This window comes from Microbacterium sp. ZW CA_36 (genome assembly GCF_044987475.1).
Classification (GTDB): Bacteria; Actinomycetota; Actinomycetes; order Actinomycetales; family Microbacteriaceae; genus Microbacterium.
This window is the reverse complement of sequence record NZ_JBJDRL010000004.1, coordinates 63,506-81,749: the sequence shown is the minus strand read 5'-3', so window position 1 is coordinate 81,749 and position 18,244 is coordinate 63,506. Positions and strand designations below refer to the sequence as shown.

Here is an 18,244-nt window from a genome sequence, read left to right as displayed (position 1 = left end):
CCACCGACGTGCACGGGAGGCGTTTCGTCTCTGCGTTTCGACTCGCAAGCTCGCTCAACGACCACGTTCCTCGCTCGCTCAACGACCGAAACTGCCCTCAGCGCGTGAGGATCAGCGCGTCGCCCTGGCCGCCGCCGCCGCAGAGCGCTACAGCGGCCGTGCCGCCGCCGCGGCGGACGAGCTCGTGCACCGCGTGGACGACGAGGCGGTTGCCGGACGCCCCGATCGGGTGCCCGATCGCGATGCCGCCGCCGTGCGGGTTGACGACCTCGTCCGAGAGTCCGAGCTCAGCCTGGGAGCGAGCTACGACGGCGCCGAACGCCTCGTTGATCTCGACGATGTCGAGGTCCGACGCGGAGATGCCCTGCTTGGCCAGCGCCTGCTCGATCGCCCGCGCCGGCTGGGCGTGCAGCGAGTTGTCGGGACCTGCGACCTGGCCCGAGGCACCGACGACGGCCAGCACGTTCCAGCCGTTCTCGTCGGCGTGGGAGCGCGTCGTGAGGACGACGGCCGAGGCGCCGTCGGAGATCTGCGACGAGTTGCCCGCGGTGATCGACCCGCCCTGTGCGAAGGCGGGCCGCAGTCCCGCGAGGGTCTCGACCGTCGTCTCGGGACGCACGCCCTCGTCCTTGGTCACGACGACCGGGTCGCCCTTGCGCTGCGGGATCTCGACCGGCACGATCTCGGCGTCGAACACCCCTTCCGCCTGCGCGGCGGCAGCCCGCTGGTGCGATCGGGCGGCCACGGCATCCTGTGCCTCGCGCGTGATCTCGAACCGATCGTTGTGCCGCTCGGTGGAGGCGCCCATGCTCTCGCGGTCGTACGCGTCGGTGAGCCCGTCGTAAGCCATGTGGTCGAGCACCTCGATGGAGCCGTACGCCCAGCCGTCGCGCGAGCCCATGAGAAGGTGCGGCGAACGGGTCATCGACTCCATGCCGGCGGCGACCACGACGGTCGCGTCGCCCACCGTGATCATGCGCGCGCCGTCGATGATCGCCGTGAGTCCCGAGAGGCACACCTTGTTGACGGATCCCGAATGGACCTCCCACGGGATGCCGGCTCCTACGGCCGCCTGCCGCGCGGGATTCTGCCCGCTGCCGGCGGCGAGCACCTGGCCGACGAGCACGGCATCTACGGCGTCGGCCGGGATGCCACCCTTCTCGAGCGCGCCGCGGATCGCGGCGCTGCCGAGCTGCACCGCGGTGAGTGAAGCCAGCTGGCCCTTCAGCCGCCCCTGCGCAGTCCGCGCAGCGGCGACGATGACGACGTCGTCGTGGTTCATGCTTCCACCTTAGGTTCGTCCGAGACGAGCAGCTCCGGCTTAAGTTCGTCCGAGACGAGCAGCTCCGGTTCGGTCGCGGCGACGACCTCGGCCACCGTGACGCCGGGCGCCGTCTCGACCAGCACGAGTCCGGCATCCGTCACATCGATGACCGCGAGGTCGGTGATGATGCGGTCGACCACTCCGCGACCCGTGAGAGGCAGCGAGCACTCGTTCACGACCTTGGCCGAGCCGTCCTTGGCGACGTGCTCCATCAGCACGATCACCTTCGCGGCGCCGTGCACGAGGTCCATGGCGCCGCCGGGGCCCTTCACCATCTTCCCGGGGATCATCCAGTTGGCGAGGTCGCCGGACGCCGAGACCTGCATGGCGCCGAGGATCGCGGCGTCGATCTTGCCTCCGCGGATCATGCCGAAGCTCGTCGCCGAGTCGAAGAAGGCGGCGCCGGGCAGAGTCGTCACGGTCTCCTTGCCGGCGTTGATCAGGTCGGGATCGACGTTCTCCTCGGTCGGGTACGGCCCGACGCCGAGGATGCCGTTCTCGGACTGCAGCACGACCGTCACGCCCTCGGGCACGAAGTTCGGCACCAGCGTCGGCAGCCCGATGCCGAGGTTGACGTACGAGCCGTCGGCGAGCTCCGCAGCAGCGCGGGCGGCCATCTCGTTGCGGTTCAGCGGCATCTCAGGCTCCTTCCGGCATCTCGCGCGAGGCGGCCTGCGCAACGCTGACCGTACGCCGCTCGATGCGCTTCTCGATGTCGGATCCGACCTCCACGATTCGGTGCACGTAGATGCCGGGGAGATGGATGCTGTCGGGGTCGAGTTCGCCAGGTTCCACGAGCTCCTCCACCTGGGCGATGCAGACCCGCCCGGCCATGGCCGCGAGCGGGTTGAAGTTGCGCGCAGCCTTGTTGAAGACGAGGTTGCCGTGGCGGTCGCCCTTGAGCGCGTGCACCAGCGCGAAGTCGGTGACGATGGACTCCTCGAGCACGTAGTCGCGAGGCGTGCCGGCGATGTCGAAGCTGCGGACGTCCTTCACGGGCGACGCCACCGCGATGCTGCCGTCGGCCGCGTAACGGCGAGGAAGCCCGCCCTCCGCGACCTGGGTGCCGACGCCGGTCTGCGTGTAGAACGCGGCGATGCCCGACCCGCCCGCACGCAGCTTCTCGGCGAGCGTGCCCTGGGGCGTCAGCTCGAGTTCGAGCTCGCCCGAGAGGAACTGCCGCTCGAATTCCTTGTTCTCGCCCACGTACGACGACGTCATCTTGCGGATGCGCTTGGCGTTCAGGAGGATGCCGAGACCCCAGTCGTCCACGCCGCAGTTGTTGCTCACGATGCTGAGATCGCTCGTCCCCTGTGCGAGGAGCGCTTCGATGAGGGCGATGGGGTTGCCCGAGAGTCCGAACCCTCCCACCGCGAGCGAAGCGCCGTCGGGGATGTCGGCGACCGCTTCGGCCGCCGAGCCCCAGGTCTTGTCGATCACGTGCACTCCCTCGTGTGTTCTGCGGCCGCCTCGACCGTTCCCAACTCAGGACGATCGCGCGCTCTGTCGCGGAATCGCGCGGTCCGCCCGAGCGGACGGCGCAGATTTTCCTGAGTTGCGGACAATCCTCCGCCCGGCAGGCCCACCCGGCCAGCCCCGCGCTTGCGATGTGGAGTCTGCGCGGCGTACCGTCCATATTGTGGGCAGCGCAGTCAAACGAATCATTCCCGGCGCCCAGTCGATCGCGCGCGCCGCACACCTGCTGCGCCTGGTCACGTCGGGCGGGAACGACGGGATGCCGGTGGCCGAACTCGCCCGCCGGGCCGACCTGACCCGTCCCACGACGCACCGGCTGCTCACCGCGCTGCGTCAGGAGGGCCTGGTCGACCAGGACGACCGGACGGGACGGTGGATGCCGGGACCCGAGCTGTTCCTGATGGGCACGGTCGCGGCATCCCGCTACGACGTGACCGGGATCGCCCGCGACATCGTGCGCTCGCTCGCCGTGCGCACCGAGGAGAGCGCGTTCCTCTCTGTGCGCCGGGGCGACGAGACCGTGTGCCTGCTGCGCGAGGAGGGCAGCTTCCCCATCCGTTCGTTCGTGCTGTCCGAGGGCGTGCGCTTCCCGCTGGGCGTCGCGTCGGCCGGGCTCGCGATCCTGGCGTTCCTGCCTCCCCACGATGTGGACGCCTATTTCGACCGTCATCCGGAACTGGCACGCGAATGGGGTGCGTCGCACAGCGAGCCGCGGCTGCGGACACGCCTGCGCGACACGCAGGAACGCGGCTACGCCGTGAACCCCGGCCTCATCGTCGAGGGCTCGTACGGCATCGGCGCCGCGGTCTTCACACGGGAGGGCCACCCCCAGTGGGCGCTCAGCCTGACGGGGGTGGAGTTCCGGTTCGGCCCCGAGCGCCTCCCCGAGCTCGGCCGCACCCTCCTCGCCCACGCCCACCAGCTGACCACGCGCATCGCCGCCGCTCGTTAACGAGGGGGGCCGGACGGCGGGCCGAAGCCGTCAGCGAAGGCTCGCCGCCGCGAGCTCCTCGCGGGCGGCGGCGGCCACGACATCCGCGCCGGTGGGCGACATCACGATCGTGTAGTGGTTGAAACCGTCGACCCGCTCGTGCTCCACGCCGGGGTAGGCGGCGAGCAGCCGCTCCAAGTGCGCGGGCGCGTACAGTCCGGGAGGTTCGTTCTGCAGCCCGCGGGGCACCGTGACGAGGCGGGCAGGATGCTGCAGCCCGGCCAGCGCCTCTGGCAGTGCGGTGCCGGCATTCATGTCGAGCGTGTCGTCGGCGGTCGTCGTGTAGCTCGTCGCCGGACGGAACGCACCCGCGCCGTCGCCGACGAGGTCGTACGCGAGATACCGCTCCAGCTCAGGCGTCCACGCGCCGTCGAACGCGGGGTGCCGTCGCCAGAAGTCGAGGTACTCCCCCGTGCTCGCGAATCTCATCGACAGCCGTGCCGCGGTCGGTCCGAGGATGCCGGCGACGAGCTCGTCGGTGCTGAGCCCGGCCGGGACGTCGAGCGGCAGCCCGCCGTCGACGAGGAGCAGCCTCGATACGCGCTCCGGGTGCCGGTGGGCGAGGACGACCGAGACGAACGCGCCCATCGAGTGTCCGACCACGAGCGTCTGCTGGATCGCGAGAGCATCGAGCAGTACCGCGAGGTCGTCGGCGTGCGCGGCCATCCCCGCCGGGCCGACGATGCCGTTGCTGCGACCGCGGCCCCGCAGGTCGGGGGCGACGACGCGCACGCCGGGCAGGCGCTCCACGACGAACGGCCATGCGAGGTGGGACGCCGTGACACCGTGCACCACCAACGCGGTCGGCGCGTCTGCGTCGGCGTCGACATCCGACGGCTCCCACACGCCCGCGTGCAGCATCCCGCCCTCGACGGGAACATCGATCTCGCGGTACCGGTGTCCCGCCTCCGTCACGCTCACCGAGCCGTCCATCCGCCGTCCATCGTGTACGAGGCGCCGGTGACCATGCCGGCCCTGTCCGACGCCAGCCACCCCGCGAGCGAGGCGACCTCGTCGGCCTCGACGAGCCGCTTGACGGCGCTCTCGGTGAGCATGATCTTCTCGACCACTTCGCTCTCGGGGATCCCGTGCAGCTTCGCCTGGTCGGCGATCTGCTTCTCGACGAGCGGCGTGCGCACGTACGCGGGGTTGATGCAGTTGCTCGTGACGCCGTGCGGCGCGCCCTCGAGCGCGGTCACCTTCGACAGGCCCTCGAGCCCGTGCTTGGCTGAGACGTACGCGGACTTGTACGCGCTCGCGCGCAGCCCGTGCGCGCTGGAGATGTTGATCACGCGACCCCAGCCCCGCTCGTACATCGCGGGCAGCGCGGCGCGGATCAGCAGGAACGGCGACTCCAGCATCAGGCGCACGATCAGCCGGAATGCCTCGGGATCGAACTCAGGGATGGGCGCGACGCGTTGGATCCCCGCGTTGTTCACGAGGATGTCGACGTCGAGCGTCAGGTCGTCGAGCGCGCTCGTATCGGCGAGGTCGACCACCCAGGATTCTCCGCCGACGGCGGTCGCGGCCTGGGTCGCCGCATCCGCGTTCAGGTCGGCGATGACGATGTGCGCACCGCGCGACGCGAACTCGTGCGCGCAGGCCAGGCCGATGCCGCTCGCGCCGCCGGTGACCAGGGCGCGCTTGCCCGCGAGGTCCTTGTCTGCCATCACGCTTCCTTCTCTCGGTCGCCGCTGCCCGATCGGGGGGCGAGGGCGTTGTCGATGATCCGGGTCATCCCGGCGAACACCACGGGGTCCAGCTGTGCGGGGGGCTTGCCGTCGGCGTCGCGCTCCCACAGCAGGAACCGCATGCCGATCAGCTCGCCCATGCCCATCAGCGCCCACGCGGTGGTCTCCGGGTCGAGGCCGCGGTCGACATCGCCCGCCGCCTGTGCGGCGCGCAGACCCGCCTCGTAGCCCTCGACGATCCGCGTGTAGTGCGTGCGGAGGACTTCGGGCGAGACGAACTCGGCCTCGCGCACCACGCGGTACAGCGCCGGGTGCTCGGCGGTGAACCGGAAGAACCCCGCGAAGCCCGCACGCTCGGCTTCCAGGCGAGAGGATGCCCCGGCCATCGCCTCCGACATCGAGTGTCGCACACGGCGGTTGAGGTCGAGCACGAGCGCCTCGAAGATCGCCTGCTTGCTGTCGAAGTACAGGTAGAACGTGCCGAGTCCGATGCCCGCGCGCTCGGTGATCTTGACGATGGATGCCTCGTGGTAGCCCTGTTCGGCGAACACCAGCTCCGCGGCCTCCAGCAGCCGCCCCCGGGTCGCCTCGCCCCGTTTGGTCAGCGGTCGTCCCGTCGCAGACGAGACCAGCGCCTCCGGGTGGTCCACCAGTTCATCGGACATGCTCATCGAGACTCCCCCTTCGTAGACGCGCTGATGACGCCACGCCCGCTCTCTCCGTCCACGATCTCCCGTGAGCGACCCACCAGTTCCCGGGCTCGATCGCGCAGTCGCGAGCGAGCGAGCTTCTCGATCGTCGAGCGCGGCAGCTCGTCGACCAGCTCGACATGCACGGGCACCTTGAACGCCGCGAGGTTGCGGCGTGCGTGCGCGAGCAGTTCGTCCGCCGAGAGCGCTGCTCCGGCGACGGGCACCACGAACGCGACACCCCGCTCTCCCCATACCTCGTCGGGCACCCCGACCACGGCGGCGGCCGCGACGAGCGGATGCAGGCTCAGCGCGTGTTCGACTTCGGCCGGGGCGACGTTCTCGCCGCCCGAGATGAAGATGTCCTTGAGGCGGTCGACCACACGGAAGACGCCGTCGCCGTCGCGAGACACCAGATCGCCGGTGCGCAGCCAGTCCCCACTCATCGCCCGTGCCGTCGCGGCGTCATCGCCGAGGTAGCCCGCGAACACGCTGGGACCGCGCACCCAGAGCTCGCCGGTGGCCTCGCCCTCGAGCGGAAGCTCCGACGCAGGGTCGACCACGCGCACCGACACGTGCGGGTACGGCCGTCCGACGGCGCCCGGCGCGCCGGCGGCCTCGGCGGCAGGAAGGTGCAGCACGTTGGGCGCCGCCTCGGTGAGTCCGTATCCCTGCGTCAGCGGGATGCCGCGCTCTGTCCACGCCTCCTGCAGCGATGCCGGCATCGTGGCACCGCCGACGAGGGCGAGGCGCAGGGATGCCGTAGGGAGCGTCTTCTCCCATTCGCGGTCGCCGGCGAGCATCGCATACTGCGTCGGCACGCCCATCATCGCGGTGACGTGCCGGTCGGCGATGAGCTGCAGCACGCGGGCCGGCTGGAACGACCGCTCGAGCACGACGGTCGCTCCGACCCACCAGGCGAGCAGCGGCTGACAGTTCCACGCGGCGACGTGGAACTGGGGCAGCATCGCGAGGACCACGTCGTCCTGGCCGAGCGGCAGCGCCTGCGCAAGCGCGAGGTTGTTCCAGAAGCAGTTCGCATGGGTGAGCACGACCCCCTTGGGAGCCGCCTCGCTGCCCGACGTGAAGATCACCAGCAGCGGGTCGTCGTCGCGCACCGGCCGGCGCAGCCGCGGGCGTGCCGCGCGCGGGACGGAGATCTCCACCCCTGTCGAGCCGAGCGGTGCGACCGGCGCCGCCGCCGCTGCGACGCGCAGCGCCTCGCCGGCGAGCGCTGCGTGCTCGTCCTCGATCAGCACCAGGGCGGGGTCGGAGCGGGTGAGCACATCGGCGAGCTCCCGCGGGGTGAGCCGCCACGACAGCGGCACGAACGCGATACCCGAGAGCGCGCAGGCGAAGAACGCCACCACGTGATCGGTCGAATTGCCCGACACGGTGGCGATGCGGTCGCCGGGACCGTAGCCCGCCTGGCGCAGGGCGTCGGCGAACTCCGTCGCCCGGGCCGCGAGGGTCGCGTAGTCGGTGGTCACGCCGCGGTCGTCTATCGCGATGCGCTCGGGAGAGCGGTTCGCACGGTCGACGATCCAACGGCCGATCGTGTGAGGCCCGTCGTCGATGTCGGGGTCGGCGGTCCAGGTCATGCGCCCACCCGGTCTGCCGCGGCGGGCGCCTCGGCAGTCTCGTCGGCATCGTCGAGCCGGCGCAGCGAGTCGCGCACCTTCTCACCGCGGCGGCGGCGGACGGCGGCATCGATCGTGCCGGCGATGCCGCCCGGAAGGAACATCACCACGACGATGAACAGCACGCCGAAGAGGAACAGGGGCTCCGAGAGCGGCACGCGCAGCACGTCGGGCAGCCCGGCGATCGCGTCGGATCCGGCGAGCACCGTGAGTCGCTGATCGAGCAGCGTGTAGAGCACACCGCCAACGATCGCACCCCATCGGAAGCCGACGCCACCCAATACGACCATCACGAGGACGGTGATCGTGAGGTCGGCCGACACCGATCGCGGCACGGTGCCCGACTGCAGCAGCATGTAGGCGACGCCGGCGAGGCTGGCAAGGCCCGCGGCGATCACGAAGACGATAAGCCGCACGCGGTACGGCGAGAGCCCGAGCACGCGCACGCGCTGCTCGTTCTCGCGTGTCGCGCGGGCCAGGTGGCCGAGGCGCGAAGTGTCGACCCACAGCGTCACGAGGTACACGACTACGAGGACGCCGAGGGCGAACCAGTAGAGGTTCCGCGTGTTCACGACGCCGATGAGGAAGTCCGGCACCTGTTCCGTGTTCAGGCTCAGTCCCTCTTCGCCGCCGGTGATCTGCGAGTTGCGGCGCACCAGCACCGAGCCCGCCTGGGCGAAGGCCAGTGTCACCATGGCGAACGGGATGCCCGACACCCGCATGGACACCGCGCCGGTCACCAGGGCGATGATCATGCCGCCGATCAGGGCGATGAAGACGCCCGGCCACAGCGGCACGCCGAAGTGTTCGAGGGCGATGCCGAGGCCGTACGCGCCGGCGCCGAAGTACAGGGCATGCCCGAATGACAGCATCCCTCCCGATCCGAGCAGCAGGTTGTACGACAGCGCGAGCGCGGCGAACACCATGCACAGCGACAGCAGCGCCAGCGTCCCGGGCATGTACGTCGGGGTCGGCAGGATTCCCGGGAGCGAAAGGTTGAGCAGCGGCAGCACCGCCATGAAGACCACCAGTGCGACGCCGACGATCGCGGGGACGAAGCGACGCACGCGAGCCCCCGAGTCATCCCCCCGGGGTGCCTGAGCCTGTCGAAGGGTCATGCCTTCCTCCCGAGGAGTCCGCTCGGGCGCACCAGCAGCACGAGTGCCAGGAGGATCACGACGATGAAGTCGCCGGTGCCGCCGAGGTAGAAGTTCGCGAACTGCTGCAGCACCGCGACGAGCACCGACGCGACGGCGGCACCGGTGAGCGACCCGAGGCCGCCGACGACGGTCACGATGAACGCGAAGATGAGCAGCGTCTGTCCGAGGTGGGCCGAGACGAACGTCGAGTAGTGCATCGCCAGCACGCCGCCGATGCCGGCCGCGGCGCCGCCGATGGCGAAGACGAGGGTGAACGAACGCCGCACGTCGATGCCGAGCGCGGTGACCATCGAGCGGTTCTCGACGCCGGCCCTGATGATCATGCCGTAGCGGGTCTTCTGCAGGAACAGCACGAGCGCTGCCAGCACGAGCACGGCGGCGATCATGAGCACCCAGTACGTGTTGGGGATGCGGGCGCCGAGCACCTCGGTGGTCTGCTTGAGCCACGGGGGTCCGGCGATGTGGATCGGATCGGTGCCCCAGACGCCCTCGAACAGCGCGACGGCCGCGAACGAGAGGCCGACGGTGACCAGCACCTGTTCGATGTGCCGCTCGTACAGCGGGCGGATGAGCACGAGCTCGGTCAGGGTGGCGAAGACCGCGCCGACGGCGGCGCCCGCGAGCACCGACAGCAGGAAGGATCCCCACGATGCCGTGCCGAGCGCCTGCGCCACCATCCAGCCCATGAAGGCGCTCAGCGTGAGGAACGCGCCGTGCGCGAAGTTGAGCACGTGCATGAGGCCGTAGATGAGGCTGAGGCCGCTCGCGACCAGGAAGTACAGGGCGCCGAGGCCGACGCCGGTGATGAGGGTGAGGACGAGGGTGCTCATGCGGCGTGCTCCACGTGAACGCCGAGGAGCCGGCGTGTGAGGTCTTCATCGTCGAGGATGTCGCGTGCCTTGCCGACGTGGGCGACGCGTCCGCCCGCGATCACGATGGCGTCGTCGGCGAGCCGCCGCACCACCTCGAGGTTCTGCTCGACGAGCAGGATCGGGACGGTCTTGGACGCTTCCTGCAGCGCGTCGGCGACCTCGGTGACGATCTTCGGCGCGAGGCCCTTGGTGGGTTCGTCGACGAGCAGCAGGATGTTGTCGTTGATCAGCGCACGCGCCACCGACACCATCTGCTGCTGGCCGCCCGAGAGCGTGCCCGCCTGCTGGTCCCGCCGCGCGACGAGGTCGGGGAAGAGCTCCGCGACGAACTCCCGCCGAGGCTGCCGCTGCCGCTCGGCGAGGGCGAGGTTCTCGGCGACGGTGAGCTTCGCGAAGACCTCGCGGTCTTCGGGCACGTACCCGACACCGCGGCGCACGATGCGGTGGGTGGGCAGTCCGTCGATGCGCTCGCCGGCGAGGCGGACCTCGCCGCGGCGTGAGATGAGACCGAGGATGCCGCGCAGCGTCGAGGTCTTGCCGACGCCGTTGCGTCCGAGCACCGCGGTGATGCCGGTGGCGGGGACGTCGAATGAGACGTCCTCGACGACCTGCTGGCCCGCGATGGTGCAGCGCAGGTTGCACACGGTGAGGACGGGCGGAGTGGAGGCTCCCCCATCGGGCGGTGCCGCGCTCATGCGGCCTCCGTTCCGGTCGACCCGGTGCCGAGGTACGCACTCTGCACGAGAGGGTTCTCCATGATCCGCTGCGGGGTGTCGTAGGCGATGATCGTGCCGAAGTACATGACGGCGACCTTCTCCACGAGTCCCATCAGCACGTCGATGTGGTGCTCGACCATCAGCAGCGTGCAGCCCTTCTCGCGCTGCATCACCCGGATGTTCTCGACGAGGCCGGGCACGTCGCCCGAGCCGACGCCGGCCATCGGCTCGTCGAGCAGCACGATGCTCGACTCCGTGGCCAGCAGCACCGCGATCTCGAGCTTGCGCTTGTCGCCGTGCGAGATATCGCCGGCCATCGCGTCGCGCATGTGGCTGAGCCCGACGATGTCGAGCTTGTCGCGTGCCAGTTCGGTCGCGGCATCCGTCCGCCTCGGGAAGCGCAGCAGCGACCCCGAACCGCCGAGCGACACCTGAGCCGCGAGGCGCACATTCTCGAGCACCGTCAGCTTCGGGAACAGGCTCGCCGTCTGGAAAGTGCGCCCTAGCCCCGCCCGCGCTCGCGCCGGGACCGAGGCCGTGGTGATGTCGCGGTCGTCCAGCACCACCCGGCCCGAGGTGGGCTTCATCAGTCCCGAGATCACGTTGAAGAGCGTGGTCTTGCCGGCGCCGTTCGGACCTATGACTCCCACCAGCGACCCGGCGGCGACGTCGAGTTCGACGTCTTTGAGGATGGTCGCGCCGCCGATCTGAAGGCCGAGGCCCTCGATGCGCAGCGGCGAGCCGCGGCGCGCGGTATCGGCGACGGGCGGCGCGGACGGAACGGACGTGCTCATGGGCGCGGTGCCTCTCGTTGTACCTGGTCGTCGAGCGACGAGCGCAGCGAGCAGACGAGACGTGTCGCCACGCGGGGTGCCGTCTCGCTGCGCTCGTTCGCCGACATGGGCTCGCTGGATGCCGCCGCTACTCGGCCTCGGCCGGCGCCACGTCGTCGGCAGAGACGGTATCGACGAGCTCGGGCACGAACGTGCCGTCCTTCGCGACGAGCTTGGCCTGGTACATCTCCTGAATGAGGGCGTGGTCGCTCGCGCGGACCGTCATCGCGCCCTTCGGCCCGTCGAACTCGAAGCCCTCGAGCGCGGACACCATCGCGTCGACGTCGCCCTGGCCCTCTTTGATCGCCTGGACGATCATGATCGCCGCGTTGAAGCCATCGGGGCTGAACAGGTCGGGCGTGCCGCCCGCATCCTCGATCGCCTCCACCATCGCGGTGTTGACGTCGTTGTCGGCAGCACCCGGGAAGTAGTGGTTCAGGAAGTTGATCTTCTCGGATGCCTCGCCATAGGCGCCGAACGTCGCCGAGTCGCCGAGCCCGGTCACGACCGGGATCTCGTCGAGGACGCCCTGCTGGCTCATCGCCTGCCACATCGCTCCCGACGTGGCGCCGGCCCACGCGACGAACACGAGGTCGGGGGTGCCGGCGAGCACCTGCTGGGCGAACGGCGTGAACTCGGTGGCGTCCTCGGCGACGAGGACCGAGTTGACCGTGGCGCCCTTGCCGCCGAGGATCGCCTCGACCGCGGCGACGTTGCCCTGACCGAAGGCGTTGTCCTGGGCGAACACGGTCACGGTCTTGCCCTCGATGTCGTCGAGGAAGGTGCCCGCGGTCGCGACATCCTGCGCGCTCTGACGGCCGGAGCGGAACGTGTAGTCGTTGATCCCGGTGATCGCGTCGGCGGCGGCCGGGCCTGAGATGTACAGCACCTGGTTCTGCTCGGCCTGCTCGGCGACCGCGAGCGCGACGCCCGACGATGCCGTGCCGGCGATGATGTTGACACCCTCGCCGATGAGCTCCTTGACGGCGGTGACCGCCTTGTCGGGGTCGCCCGCGTCGTCGCGGTTCTCGATGGTGATGGTCGTGCCGTCGATCTCGCCCGTGCCGTCGGTGGCGTAGTCCAGGCCGGCCTGGAAACCGTCGAGGTACTGCTTGCCGTAGCCGGCGAGCGGACCGGACTCGCTCGTGACGATGCCGACGGTGACCTCTTCGGGTCCGCCGCCGTCGGTGGACTCGCCGCTCGGCTCTGCCGACGGCGCGCACGCCGCCAGGGCCAGCGCTGCCGTGACGACCACGGAGCCCAGGAGCAACTTCTTCGTAACCCGCATGTGCGTGCCTTTCCCCATTGGAAGGATCTGGTGCCTCGAACCGGTGCTTCGCTCAAACATGAGATCCGATTCAGGTTCTTGCAATCTAGGAAACGCGCGGCTTCGGCGCAAGTCGAGGCGCCGCTTTCGACGGTGTCGTTACCCAATCGGGACGTCTGCCAATTTGGATACCATGGGTATATACCCGCGGTATGCTTGTGCGGTGACACACGATCAGGACATCGAGACCCTCATCGTCGCCGCCCACGCGCTGACCCGCGTCGCGGCGCTCGAGACAGCGAACGAGACACCCGCTGCGCAATGGCGCACGCTCACGATCCTCCGCGACCACGGTGCACTGCGGATCGGCGAGCTCGCCCGCCTCAGCCGCGTGACACAGCCCGGCATGACCCGCCTCGTCGGTCAGATGACCGTGCACGGACTTGTCGCGAAGACGACGGATGCCGCAGACTCGCGAGCCACGGTCGTCGAGGTGACGCCGCTGGGCCTCGAGGCGCTGCAGACGTGGCTGCTGCAGCTGACCGCCGCCCTCGCGCCGCACTTCGAAGACCTCGAGCCGGCGGAATGGGACGCGCTGCGGACGACGGCCGCCGTCCTGACGCGCAAGCTCGATCGAACGCGCACCGCACCCCTCGCCGACGCCGCGGAGGCGGCCCGATGAGCGCGCACGGCGGCTCGGCCGTCTCGGTATGGCGTCAGCCCGCACAGGTCTGGGCGGTGGCGTTCGCCTGCGTCGTGGCCTTCATGGGCATCGGCCTGGTCGACCCCATCCTTCCCGCCATCGCGGAGTCGCTCGAGGCGAGCCCGGTGCAGACGGAGCTGCTGTTCACCAGCTACCTGCTCGTCACCGGCCTGGCGATGCTCGTCACCAGCTGGATCTCGAGCCGCATCGGCGCGAAGGCGACTTTGCTCATCGGTCTCGCCCTCATCGTCGTGTTCGCGCTGCTGTGCTCGCTGAGCGGCAGCGTCGACGCGATCATCGGCTTCCGCGCGGGCTGGGGCCTCGGCAACGCACTGTTCATCTCGACAGCCCTCGCGACCATCGTCGGAGCGGCATCCGGCGGGAGCAGCGCGGCCATCGTCCTGTACGAGGCGGCACTCGGCCTCGGCATCGCGATCGGGCCGCTCCTCGGCGGCCTCCTCGGCGAGCTGAGCTGGCGCGGCCCGTTCTTCGGTGTCGTCGTGCTCATGGCGATCGCCTTCGTCGCGGTGCTCGTGCTGCTGCGCGGACCCGCCGAGAAGCCCGTCCCCGTGCGCCTGTCCGCGCCGTTCAAGGCACTGCGCATCCCGTCGCTCGCGGTGCTGGCCGTGACCGCACTGTTCTACAACATCGGCTTCTTCGTGCTGCTGGCCTTCTCGCCGTTCCCGCTCGGTTTCGGCGCGATGGGCATCGGCTTCACGTTCTTCGGCTGGGGTGTCGCGCTGGCGGTCACGAGCGTGTGGGTCGCGCCGCTGCTGCTGCGGTTCCTGGCGCGGACGACCGTGATGCTCCTGACGCTGCCGCTGCTGGCGATCGACCTCGTCGTCGCCGGCATCCTCGTCGAGGATGCGACGGCGCTTGTCGTCTGCATCATCGTCGGCGGTCTGCTGCTCGGCATCATGAACACCGTGCTGACGGAGTCCGTCATGGAGGCGACCGACCTCCCCCGCTCCGTCGCGTCGTCCTCGTACTCGGCCGTCAGGTTCCTCGGCGGTGCCGCCGCTCCCCCGCTCGCCGCCTGGCTGTGGCACGCGTACGGTCCGACGGTGCCGTACCTGTTCGCCGCGGCATCCATCCTGGTAGCCACCGCGACGATCCTCTTCGGCCGGCGCGCCCTCGCCCGCATCGACGAGCGCGAAGCGGATGCCGCCGACGAGGCCGCCGCCGTGCTCGTCGGCGACGCCGCCTGAGGCGACCGCCGGTCGCCGAGCCGGTCTGTCGTCGTGTGCGCGCCCGCCGCCGACGGGGTCCTGCTACGTGCGGGGCCCGCGCAGAACCGTCAGCTCACGCATCGCACGTTGTTCACTGCCCCGTAGACATTCGCGTAGCTGCCTGCGTAGGCGGTGGCGTGAACCGTGGTTCCCGACCGGGCCTGCGCGTATCCGGTGGGTCGGTCGTTCGCGATGGACCGGACCGTGAACGCGGCGACGGTCGGATTGCCGCACGAGCTCCACGAGAGCTTCGCGCCCTGGGCCCCGTATCCGTCGAAGACGCACACGTTGCCGGTCGTGCAGCCGCCGATGGTCCGCAGGCTCACCCCTGACGGCGTCTCCAGCGCCATTCCCAGCTCAGGCCATACCGCGTGGTTCTCGTCGAGGAGCACTCCACCGGGTATCTCCGCCATGACCGCGGCGATCCTCGGCTCCGGGACGAGCTCCCCCGTCGAAGCGAACGCACCCTGCGGTACGCCCAGCACGCCGATCAACACGGCGGCTACGGCCCCGATCGCTGCAAGCCTTGTGCGTGAACTGCCCATCATCTCCACTTCCCGTCAATCGGTGCCCCACATCCGGTACGAGATCACCGCCCCGGCCGGGACGATCCCGTCCGGAGTCACACGCGTCGACTCGACGCCCACGATGCGGCCCGTCTCCGCGGAGATCAGCACCATGTCCTCCACACCCGGGAAGATCGACTTCGTCTCCAGGCCGACCACATCTCGGCCAGCACGGTCCGTTCCCGATCCGAGGACGGTCATCCCGCCGGACTCCTCGAGGATACGCAGCAGCTGCCCCTGCTGCTCGTTCGTGAGCGTCCACTGCTCGAACACGCCTGTCACCGCCTGGATCACGTCGCTCGCCGTCGGTGACTCCGGCATCCCGAACGCGGTCAGCAACGCGAACATGTCTTCGCGGGATGCGCCCGGGAGATCCACGACCGGGGTGTTCCACTGCCCGGCTGCGAACTCCATCTCCGAGAGAGTCTCGCCGGGCGCGGTGGCCTCTCCCTCACCTTGTCGGGCGGCGCCCGCAGGCCAGTAGGGCTCCCCCGCGACGACCGTCATGCGACCCGACAGGTCGGGGTTCCACTCCAAGGTCATCACCTGCGGGACGATCTCGGACCGTTGCTCATCCACATCGACCGACAAACCCCACGATTCCGACCGCGCGAACCTCGACGACACCTCAGGTCCCGGAGCCGCAGCCAGCTTCTCCTCGGCCATGCGGACGACCTCCTCGACAGTGCCGCCGGAGGTGAAAGCGATCGGGGCGGGGGTCACCGCCGCCGCAGGCGCACGCGGAACAAGGATCGACACCGCCGCAACAGCGATGACCACGAACGCCGCAGCTGCCACCCACATCACTCGCGGAAGCACGCGCGGACGGACATGCCCGGCACCCATGATCCGGTCACGCACCGCCAGCGCCGCCGCGTCCGGTCCGGCATCCAGCGGCGTGCGTGCCGGATTCGAAGCACGCAGCATCGCCGTCAGCCGGTCGTCGTCATTCATCATCTTCACCTCCGTCCGCCGTCAACCCCAATTGGTCCCGCAGCTTCCCGCGCGCCCGACTCAGCGTCGTCCACACGGACCCCGGACTGCAGCGCAACGTCTCCGCAATCTCCCCGGCGGACAGCTCATCCCAGTACGTCAGAATCACCACCCGGCGTTCGTGGCCGGACAGGGAGGCGACGGCATCTCGCACCGCCACCTTGTCCAAGTCATCCAGCGAGCCGGGCTGCACGGCCGCTCCCTGCACCAGCGCATCCATGGCACGAGACCGGGACCTCGCCCGACGGTCCCGATCCCGCACCTTGTTGTCCGCGGTGCGCAGCAGCCACGGCAACCCCATCGGCCGGTCCGGTTTGAGCTTCTCCCAGGCCAACCCGAACACGTCCGACACCAGTTCGTCGACCTCGTCCCCATCGTCGACGAACACCTCGACGTGTCGCCTCACCCGAACCCAGAACTGCTCGAACAGAGCCGCGAACGCAGCCTCCTTCCGCGCAGCGGTGTCGGGCTTCGACGACACAAGCCGCACCAGCCGTTCCGACATCATCACGCGCGACACCACAAGACCACACCGAGACCACCAGGGTCGCGAGTGAAGTCAATGACGTCGAACATGATCATCCGGTCGGGCGAGGGCCGCTTTACGGCCACCGTAACCTGCCACTCGGCCCCACAGCACCTTGATAAGAGGTCACGGAGAAGGTCTGTAAGGAATCGGCCGTTCGCGCAAAAGGCCCTCGCGAGCGCCCACCCCAGCGGCGAGGAGACCTGTCACATTCGATCAGGTAGTCACTCGATTGGAGAGCCATGACAGACAACCGTTCATCGACCACGACAGTCGTCGGATACCTGCTCTGGACTCTCTTCGCCCTGTTCCTCGCGGTCGGCGCATGGCTCGGCATCGCCCTTCCGTTGCTGTTCGGGGCAACAGGCCGGCTTCCGTTCGCGCTTCTCGCCCTCGCGGCCGCCGTGACAGCCGTCAGCGTCAACACAGCCGTCCAGTACCGCTCAGCTCGCTAGGTGGGGACTGCTGCGGCTCGGAGAGTGTGGTCGCTGAATCCGTCGCCCGGAAAGACAGAAGCCCGGCACCTCGTCTGCAACGAGCTACCGGGCTTCTTGTCTGGTGCACCCCCTGGGACTTGAACCCAGAACCCACTGATTAAGAGTCAGTTGCTCTGCCGATTGAGCTAGAGGTGCGTAGTTCACAACGTGGCGAACCGAGGACCAACATTAGCATCACGATCGCGTCTCGTGAAATCGAGACGGGAACGCCCCGGCTATCCTTGACCCGTGCCCACCACTCCCCCCTCGTCGACGTTCGACACGCCGTTCGAGGGAGATCTGGGGCCCGACCTCGAGCTGGCGCTGCGGCTGGCGGACGCTGCGGACGCGGCCTCCATGTCCCGCTTCGATGCCGCGGATCTCGACATCCGGTTGAAGGCCGACGCCAGCCACGTGACCGAGGCGGATCTCGCGACCGAGCGGGCCCTGCGCGCGCTGCTCGAGACCGAGCGTCCCGCCGACGGTGTCTTCGGCGAGGAGTACGGGATCACGGGCGACTCGAACCGGCAGTGGATCATCGATCCGATCGACGGCACCGCCAACTACCTCAAGGGCATCCCGATGTGGACGACCCTGATCGCCCTCGCGATCGACGGCGTGCCGCGCGTGGGAGTGGCGAGCCAGCCGGCGATCGGCCGGCGCTGGTGGGCGGCCACGGGGCTCGGCGCCTGGACCACGACGCCGTCAGGACAGACCCGGCGTCTGGGCGTGTCGGCGGTCGATGCGATCGCCGATTCCAGCGTGAGCTTCCAGAGCATCGGACAGTGGCGGGATGCCGGCAAGCTCGATGCCCTCGAACGGCTCACGTCGTCGGTGTGGCGTGACCGCGGCTACGGCGACGCGTGGCCGTACATGCTGCTCGCCGAGGGCCGCCTCGAGTTCGTCGCCGAGTTCGGCGTCAAGGAATACGACATCGCCGCGCTGGTGCCGATCGTGACGGAGGCGGGCGGCAGGTTCACGTCGTTCGACGGCCGTGATTCGCTGGCCGAAGGCTCGTCCCTCGCTACGAACGGCGTCCTCCACGACGCGTATCTCGACCTGCTCCACTCCCCCTGACACCCACCCGCCTCC

General features: G+C 69.6%; 20 protein-coding genes and 1 tRNA gene. 5 read left to right on the top strand and 16 right to left on the bottom strand.

All coding sequences use genetic code 11. The annotated features are described in order from the left end of the window. Positions 1-97 precede the first annotated feature (97 nt). From ACI3KX_RS03930 to ACI3KX_RS03920, 3 genes are read right to left on the bottom strand one after another with little or no spacing between them, the layout of a single operon-like run. The gene (locus ACI3KX_RS03930; RefSeq protein WP_404907850.1) at positions 98-1,282 is read right to left on the bottom strand and encodes an acetyl-CoA C-acetyltransferase; all 1,185 of its coding nucleotides are present in this window, start codon (positions 1,280-1,282) and stop codon (positions 98-100) included. Beyond that, the gene (locus ACI3KX_RS03925) at positions 1,279-1,962 is read right to left on the bottom strand and encodes a 3-oxoacid CoA-transferase subunit B (RefSeq protein ID WP_404907847.1); all 684 of its coding nucleotides are present in this window, start codon (positions 1,960-1,962) and stop codon (positions 1,279-1,281) included. Before ACI3KX_RS03925 ends, ACI3KX_RS03930 begins: the two co-directional genes overlap by 4 nt. 1 nt (position 1,963) lies before the next feature. Next, positions 1,964-2,764, bottom strand: a complete 801-nt coding sequence (locus tag ACI3KX_RS03920) for a CoA transferase subunit A (protein ID WP_363357160.1) — start codon at positions 2,762-2,764, stop codon at positions 1,964-1,966. A gap of 199 nt (positions 2,765-2,963) precedes the next feature. On the opposite strand from ACI3KX_RS03920, the gene ACI3KX_RS03915 reads away from it, so the two are divergent. Then, a complete protein-coding gene (locus tag ACI3KX_RS03915; protein ID WP_404907844.1) occupies positions 2,964-3,752 on the top strand; it encodes an IclR family transcriptional regulator in 789 nt (262 codons plus the stop codon). Between the two features lie 30 nt (positions 3,753-3,782). Here the strand turns inward: ACI3KX_RS03915 and ACI3KX_RS03910 are convergent, their stop codons facing one another. The 9 genes from ACI3KX_RS03910 to ACI3KX_RS03870 form a co-directional block, all read right to left on the bottom strand. Beyond that, on the bottom strand, positions 3,783-4,712 hold the full coding sequence (locus ACI3KX_RS03910; protein WP_404907841.1) for an alpha/beta fold hydrolase: 930 nt from the start codon (positions 4,710-4,712) through the stop codon (positions 3,783-3,785). Further along, entirely contained in the window at positions 4,709-5,461 is a 753-nt protein-coding gene (locus ACI3KX_RS03905) for a 3-hydroxybutyrate dehydrogenase (protein ID WP_349427245.1), read from the bottom strand. Before ACI3KX_RS03905 ends, ACI3KX_RS03910 begins: the two co-directional genes overlap by 4 nt. Next, positions 5,461-6,153 carry a TetR/AcrR family transcriptional regulator gene (locus ACI3KX_RS03900; RefSeq protein ID WP_404907838.1) on the bottom strand — a complete coding sequence of 231 codons (693 nt, stop codon included), beginning with the start codon at positions 6,151-6,153 and terminating at the stop codon, positions 5,461-5,463. Before ACI3KX_RS03900 ends, ACI3KX_RS03905 begins: the two co-directional genes overlap by 1 nt. After that, entirely contained in the window at positions 6,150-7,772 is a 1,623-nt protein-coding gene (locus ACI3KX_RS03895; RefSeq protein WP_404907836.1) for a class I adenylate-forming enzyme family protein, read from the bottom strand. Before ACI3KX_RS03895 ends, ACI3KX_RS03900 begins: the two co-directional genes overlap by 4 nt. After that, a complete protein-coding gene (locus ACI3KX_RS03890) occupies positions 7,769-8,830 on the bottom strand; it encodes a branched-chain amino acid ABC transporter permease (protein ID WP_349428950.1) in 1,062 nt (353 codons plus the stop codon). Before ACI3KX_RS03890 ends, ACI3KX_RS03895 begins: the two co-directional genes overlap by 4 nt. Positions 8,831-8,925: 95 nt before the next feature. After that, the gene (locus tag ACI3KX_RS03885; RefSeq protein ID WP_404907834.1) at positions 8,926-9,801 is read right to left on the bottom strand and encodes a branched-chain amino acid ABC transporter permease; all 876 of its coding nucleotides are present in this window, start codon (positions 9,799-9,801) and stop codon (positions 8,926-8,928) included. Beyond that, on the bottom strand, positions 9,798-10,538 hold the full coding sequence (locus tag ACI3KX_RS03880; protein WP_404907833.1) for an ABC transporter ATP-binding protein: 741 nt from the start codon (positions 10,536-10,538) through the stop codon (positions 9,798-9,800). The genes ACI3KX_RS03885 and ACI3KX_RS03880 overlap by 4 nt, the downstream gene beginning before the upstream one ends. Next, positions 10,535-11,353: an ABC transporter ATP-binding protein gene (locus tag ACI3KX_RS03875; RefSeq protein ID WP_404907831.1), complete on the bottom strand. Its 819-nt coding sequence runs from the start codon at positions 11,351-11,353 to the stop codon at positions 10,535-10,537. Before ACI3KX_RS03875 ends, ACI3KX_RS03880 begins: the two co-directional genes overlap by 4 nt. A gap of 127 nt (positions 11,354-11,480) precedes the next feature. Continuing rightward, the gene (locus tag ACI3KX_RS03870; RefSeq protein WP_404907830.1) at positions 11,481-12,680 is read right to left on the bottom strand and encodes a substrate-binding domain-containing protein; all 1,200 of its coding nucleotides are present in this window, start codon (positions 12,678-12,680) and stop codon (positions 11,481-11,483) included. 202 nt (positions 12,681-12,882) lie between these two features. Between ACI3KX_RS03870 and ACI3KX_RS03865 the strand changes: the two genes are divergently transcribed. Both ACI3KX_RS03865 and ACI3KX_RS03860 read left to right on the top strand, forming a co-directional pair. Continuing rightward, the gene (locus ACI3KX_RS03865; protein WP_404907829.1) at positions 12,883-13,341 is read left to right on the top strand and encodes a MarR family winged helix-turn-helix transcriptional regulator; all 459 of its coding nucleotides are present in this window, start codon (positions 12,883-12,885) and stop codon (positions 13,339-13,341) included. Continuing rightward, complete coding sequence (locus ACI3KX_RS03860; RefSeq protein ID WP_363357149.1) at positions 13,338-14,570, top strand: MFS transporter; 1,233 nt, start codon at positions 13,338-13,340, stop codon at positions 14,568-14,570. The genes ACI3KX_RS03865 and ACI3KX_RS03860 overlap by 4 nt, the downstream gene beginning before the upstream one ends. Before the next feature lie 89 nt (positions 14,571-14,659). Here the strand turns inward: ACI3KX_RS03860 and ACI3KX_RS03855 are convergent, their stop codons facing one another. The 3 genes from ACI3KX_RS03855 to ACI3KX_RS03845 form a co-directional block, all read right to left on the bottom strand. Beyond that, positions 14,660-15,004 (bottom strand): hypothetical protein, encoded by a 345-nt coding sequence (locus tag ACI3KX_RS03855; protein WP_404907827.1) that lies wholly within the window; start codon positions 15,002-15,004, stop codon positions 14,660-14,662. 147 nt (positions 15,005-15,151) lie between these two features. Continuing rightward, positions 15,152-16,114, bottom strand: coding sequence for a hypothetical protein (locus ACI3KX_RS03850; protein ID WP_404907825.1), 963 nt, complete (start codon positions 16,112-16,114; stop codon positions 15,152-15,154). After that, positions 16,104-16,670 carry an RNA polymerase sigma factor gene (locus ACI3KX_RS03845; protein WP_404907824.1) on the bottom strand — a complete coding sequence of 189 codons (567 nt, stop codon included), beginning with the start codon at positions 16,668-16,670 and terminating at the stop codon, positions 16,104-16,106. The genes ACI3KX_RS03850 and ACI3KX_RS03845 overlap by 11 nt, the downstream gene beginning before the upstream one ends. 248 nt (positions 16,671-16,918) lie before the next feature. On the opposite strand from ACI3KX_RS03845, the gene ACI3KX_RS03840 reads away from it, so the two are divergent. Then, entirely contained in the window at positions 16,919-17,131 is a 213-nt protein-coding gene (locus ACI3KX_RS03840) for a hypothetical protein (protein WP_349427228.1), read from the top strand. Between the two features lie 101 nt (positions 17,132-17,232). On the opposite strand, the gene ACI3KX_RS03835 is transcribed toward ACI3KX_RS03840, so the two are convergent. Beyond that, positions 17,233-17,308, bottom strand: a tRNA-Lys gene (locus ACI3KX_RS03835). Between the two features lie 93 nt (positions 17,309-17,401). On the opposite strand from ACI3KX_RS03835, the gene ACI3KX_RS03830 reads away from it, so the two are divergent. Then, positions 17,402-18,229: an inositol monophosphatase family protein gene (locus ACI3KX_RS03830; protein ID WP_404907822.1), complete on the top strand. Its 828-nt coding sequence runs from the start codon at positions 17,402-17,404 to the stop codon at positions 18,227-18,229. The last annotated feature ends 15 nt before the right edge of the window (positions 18,230-18,244 follow it).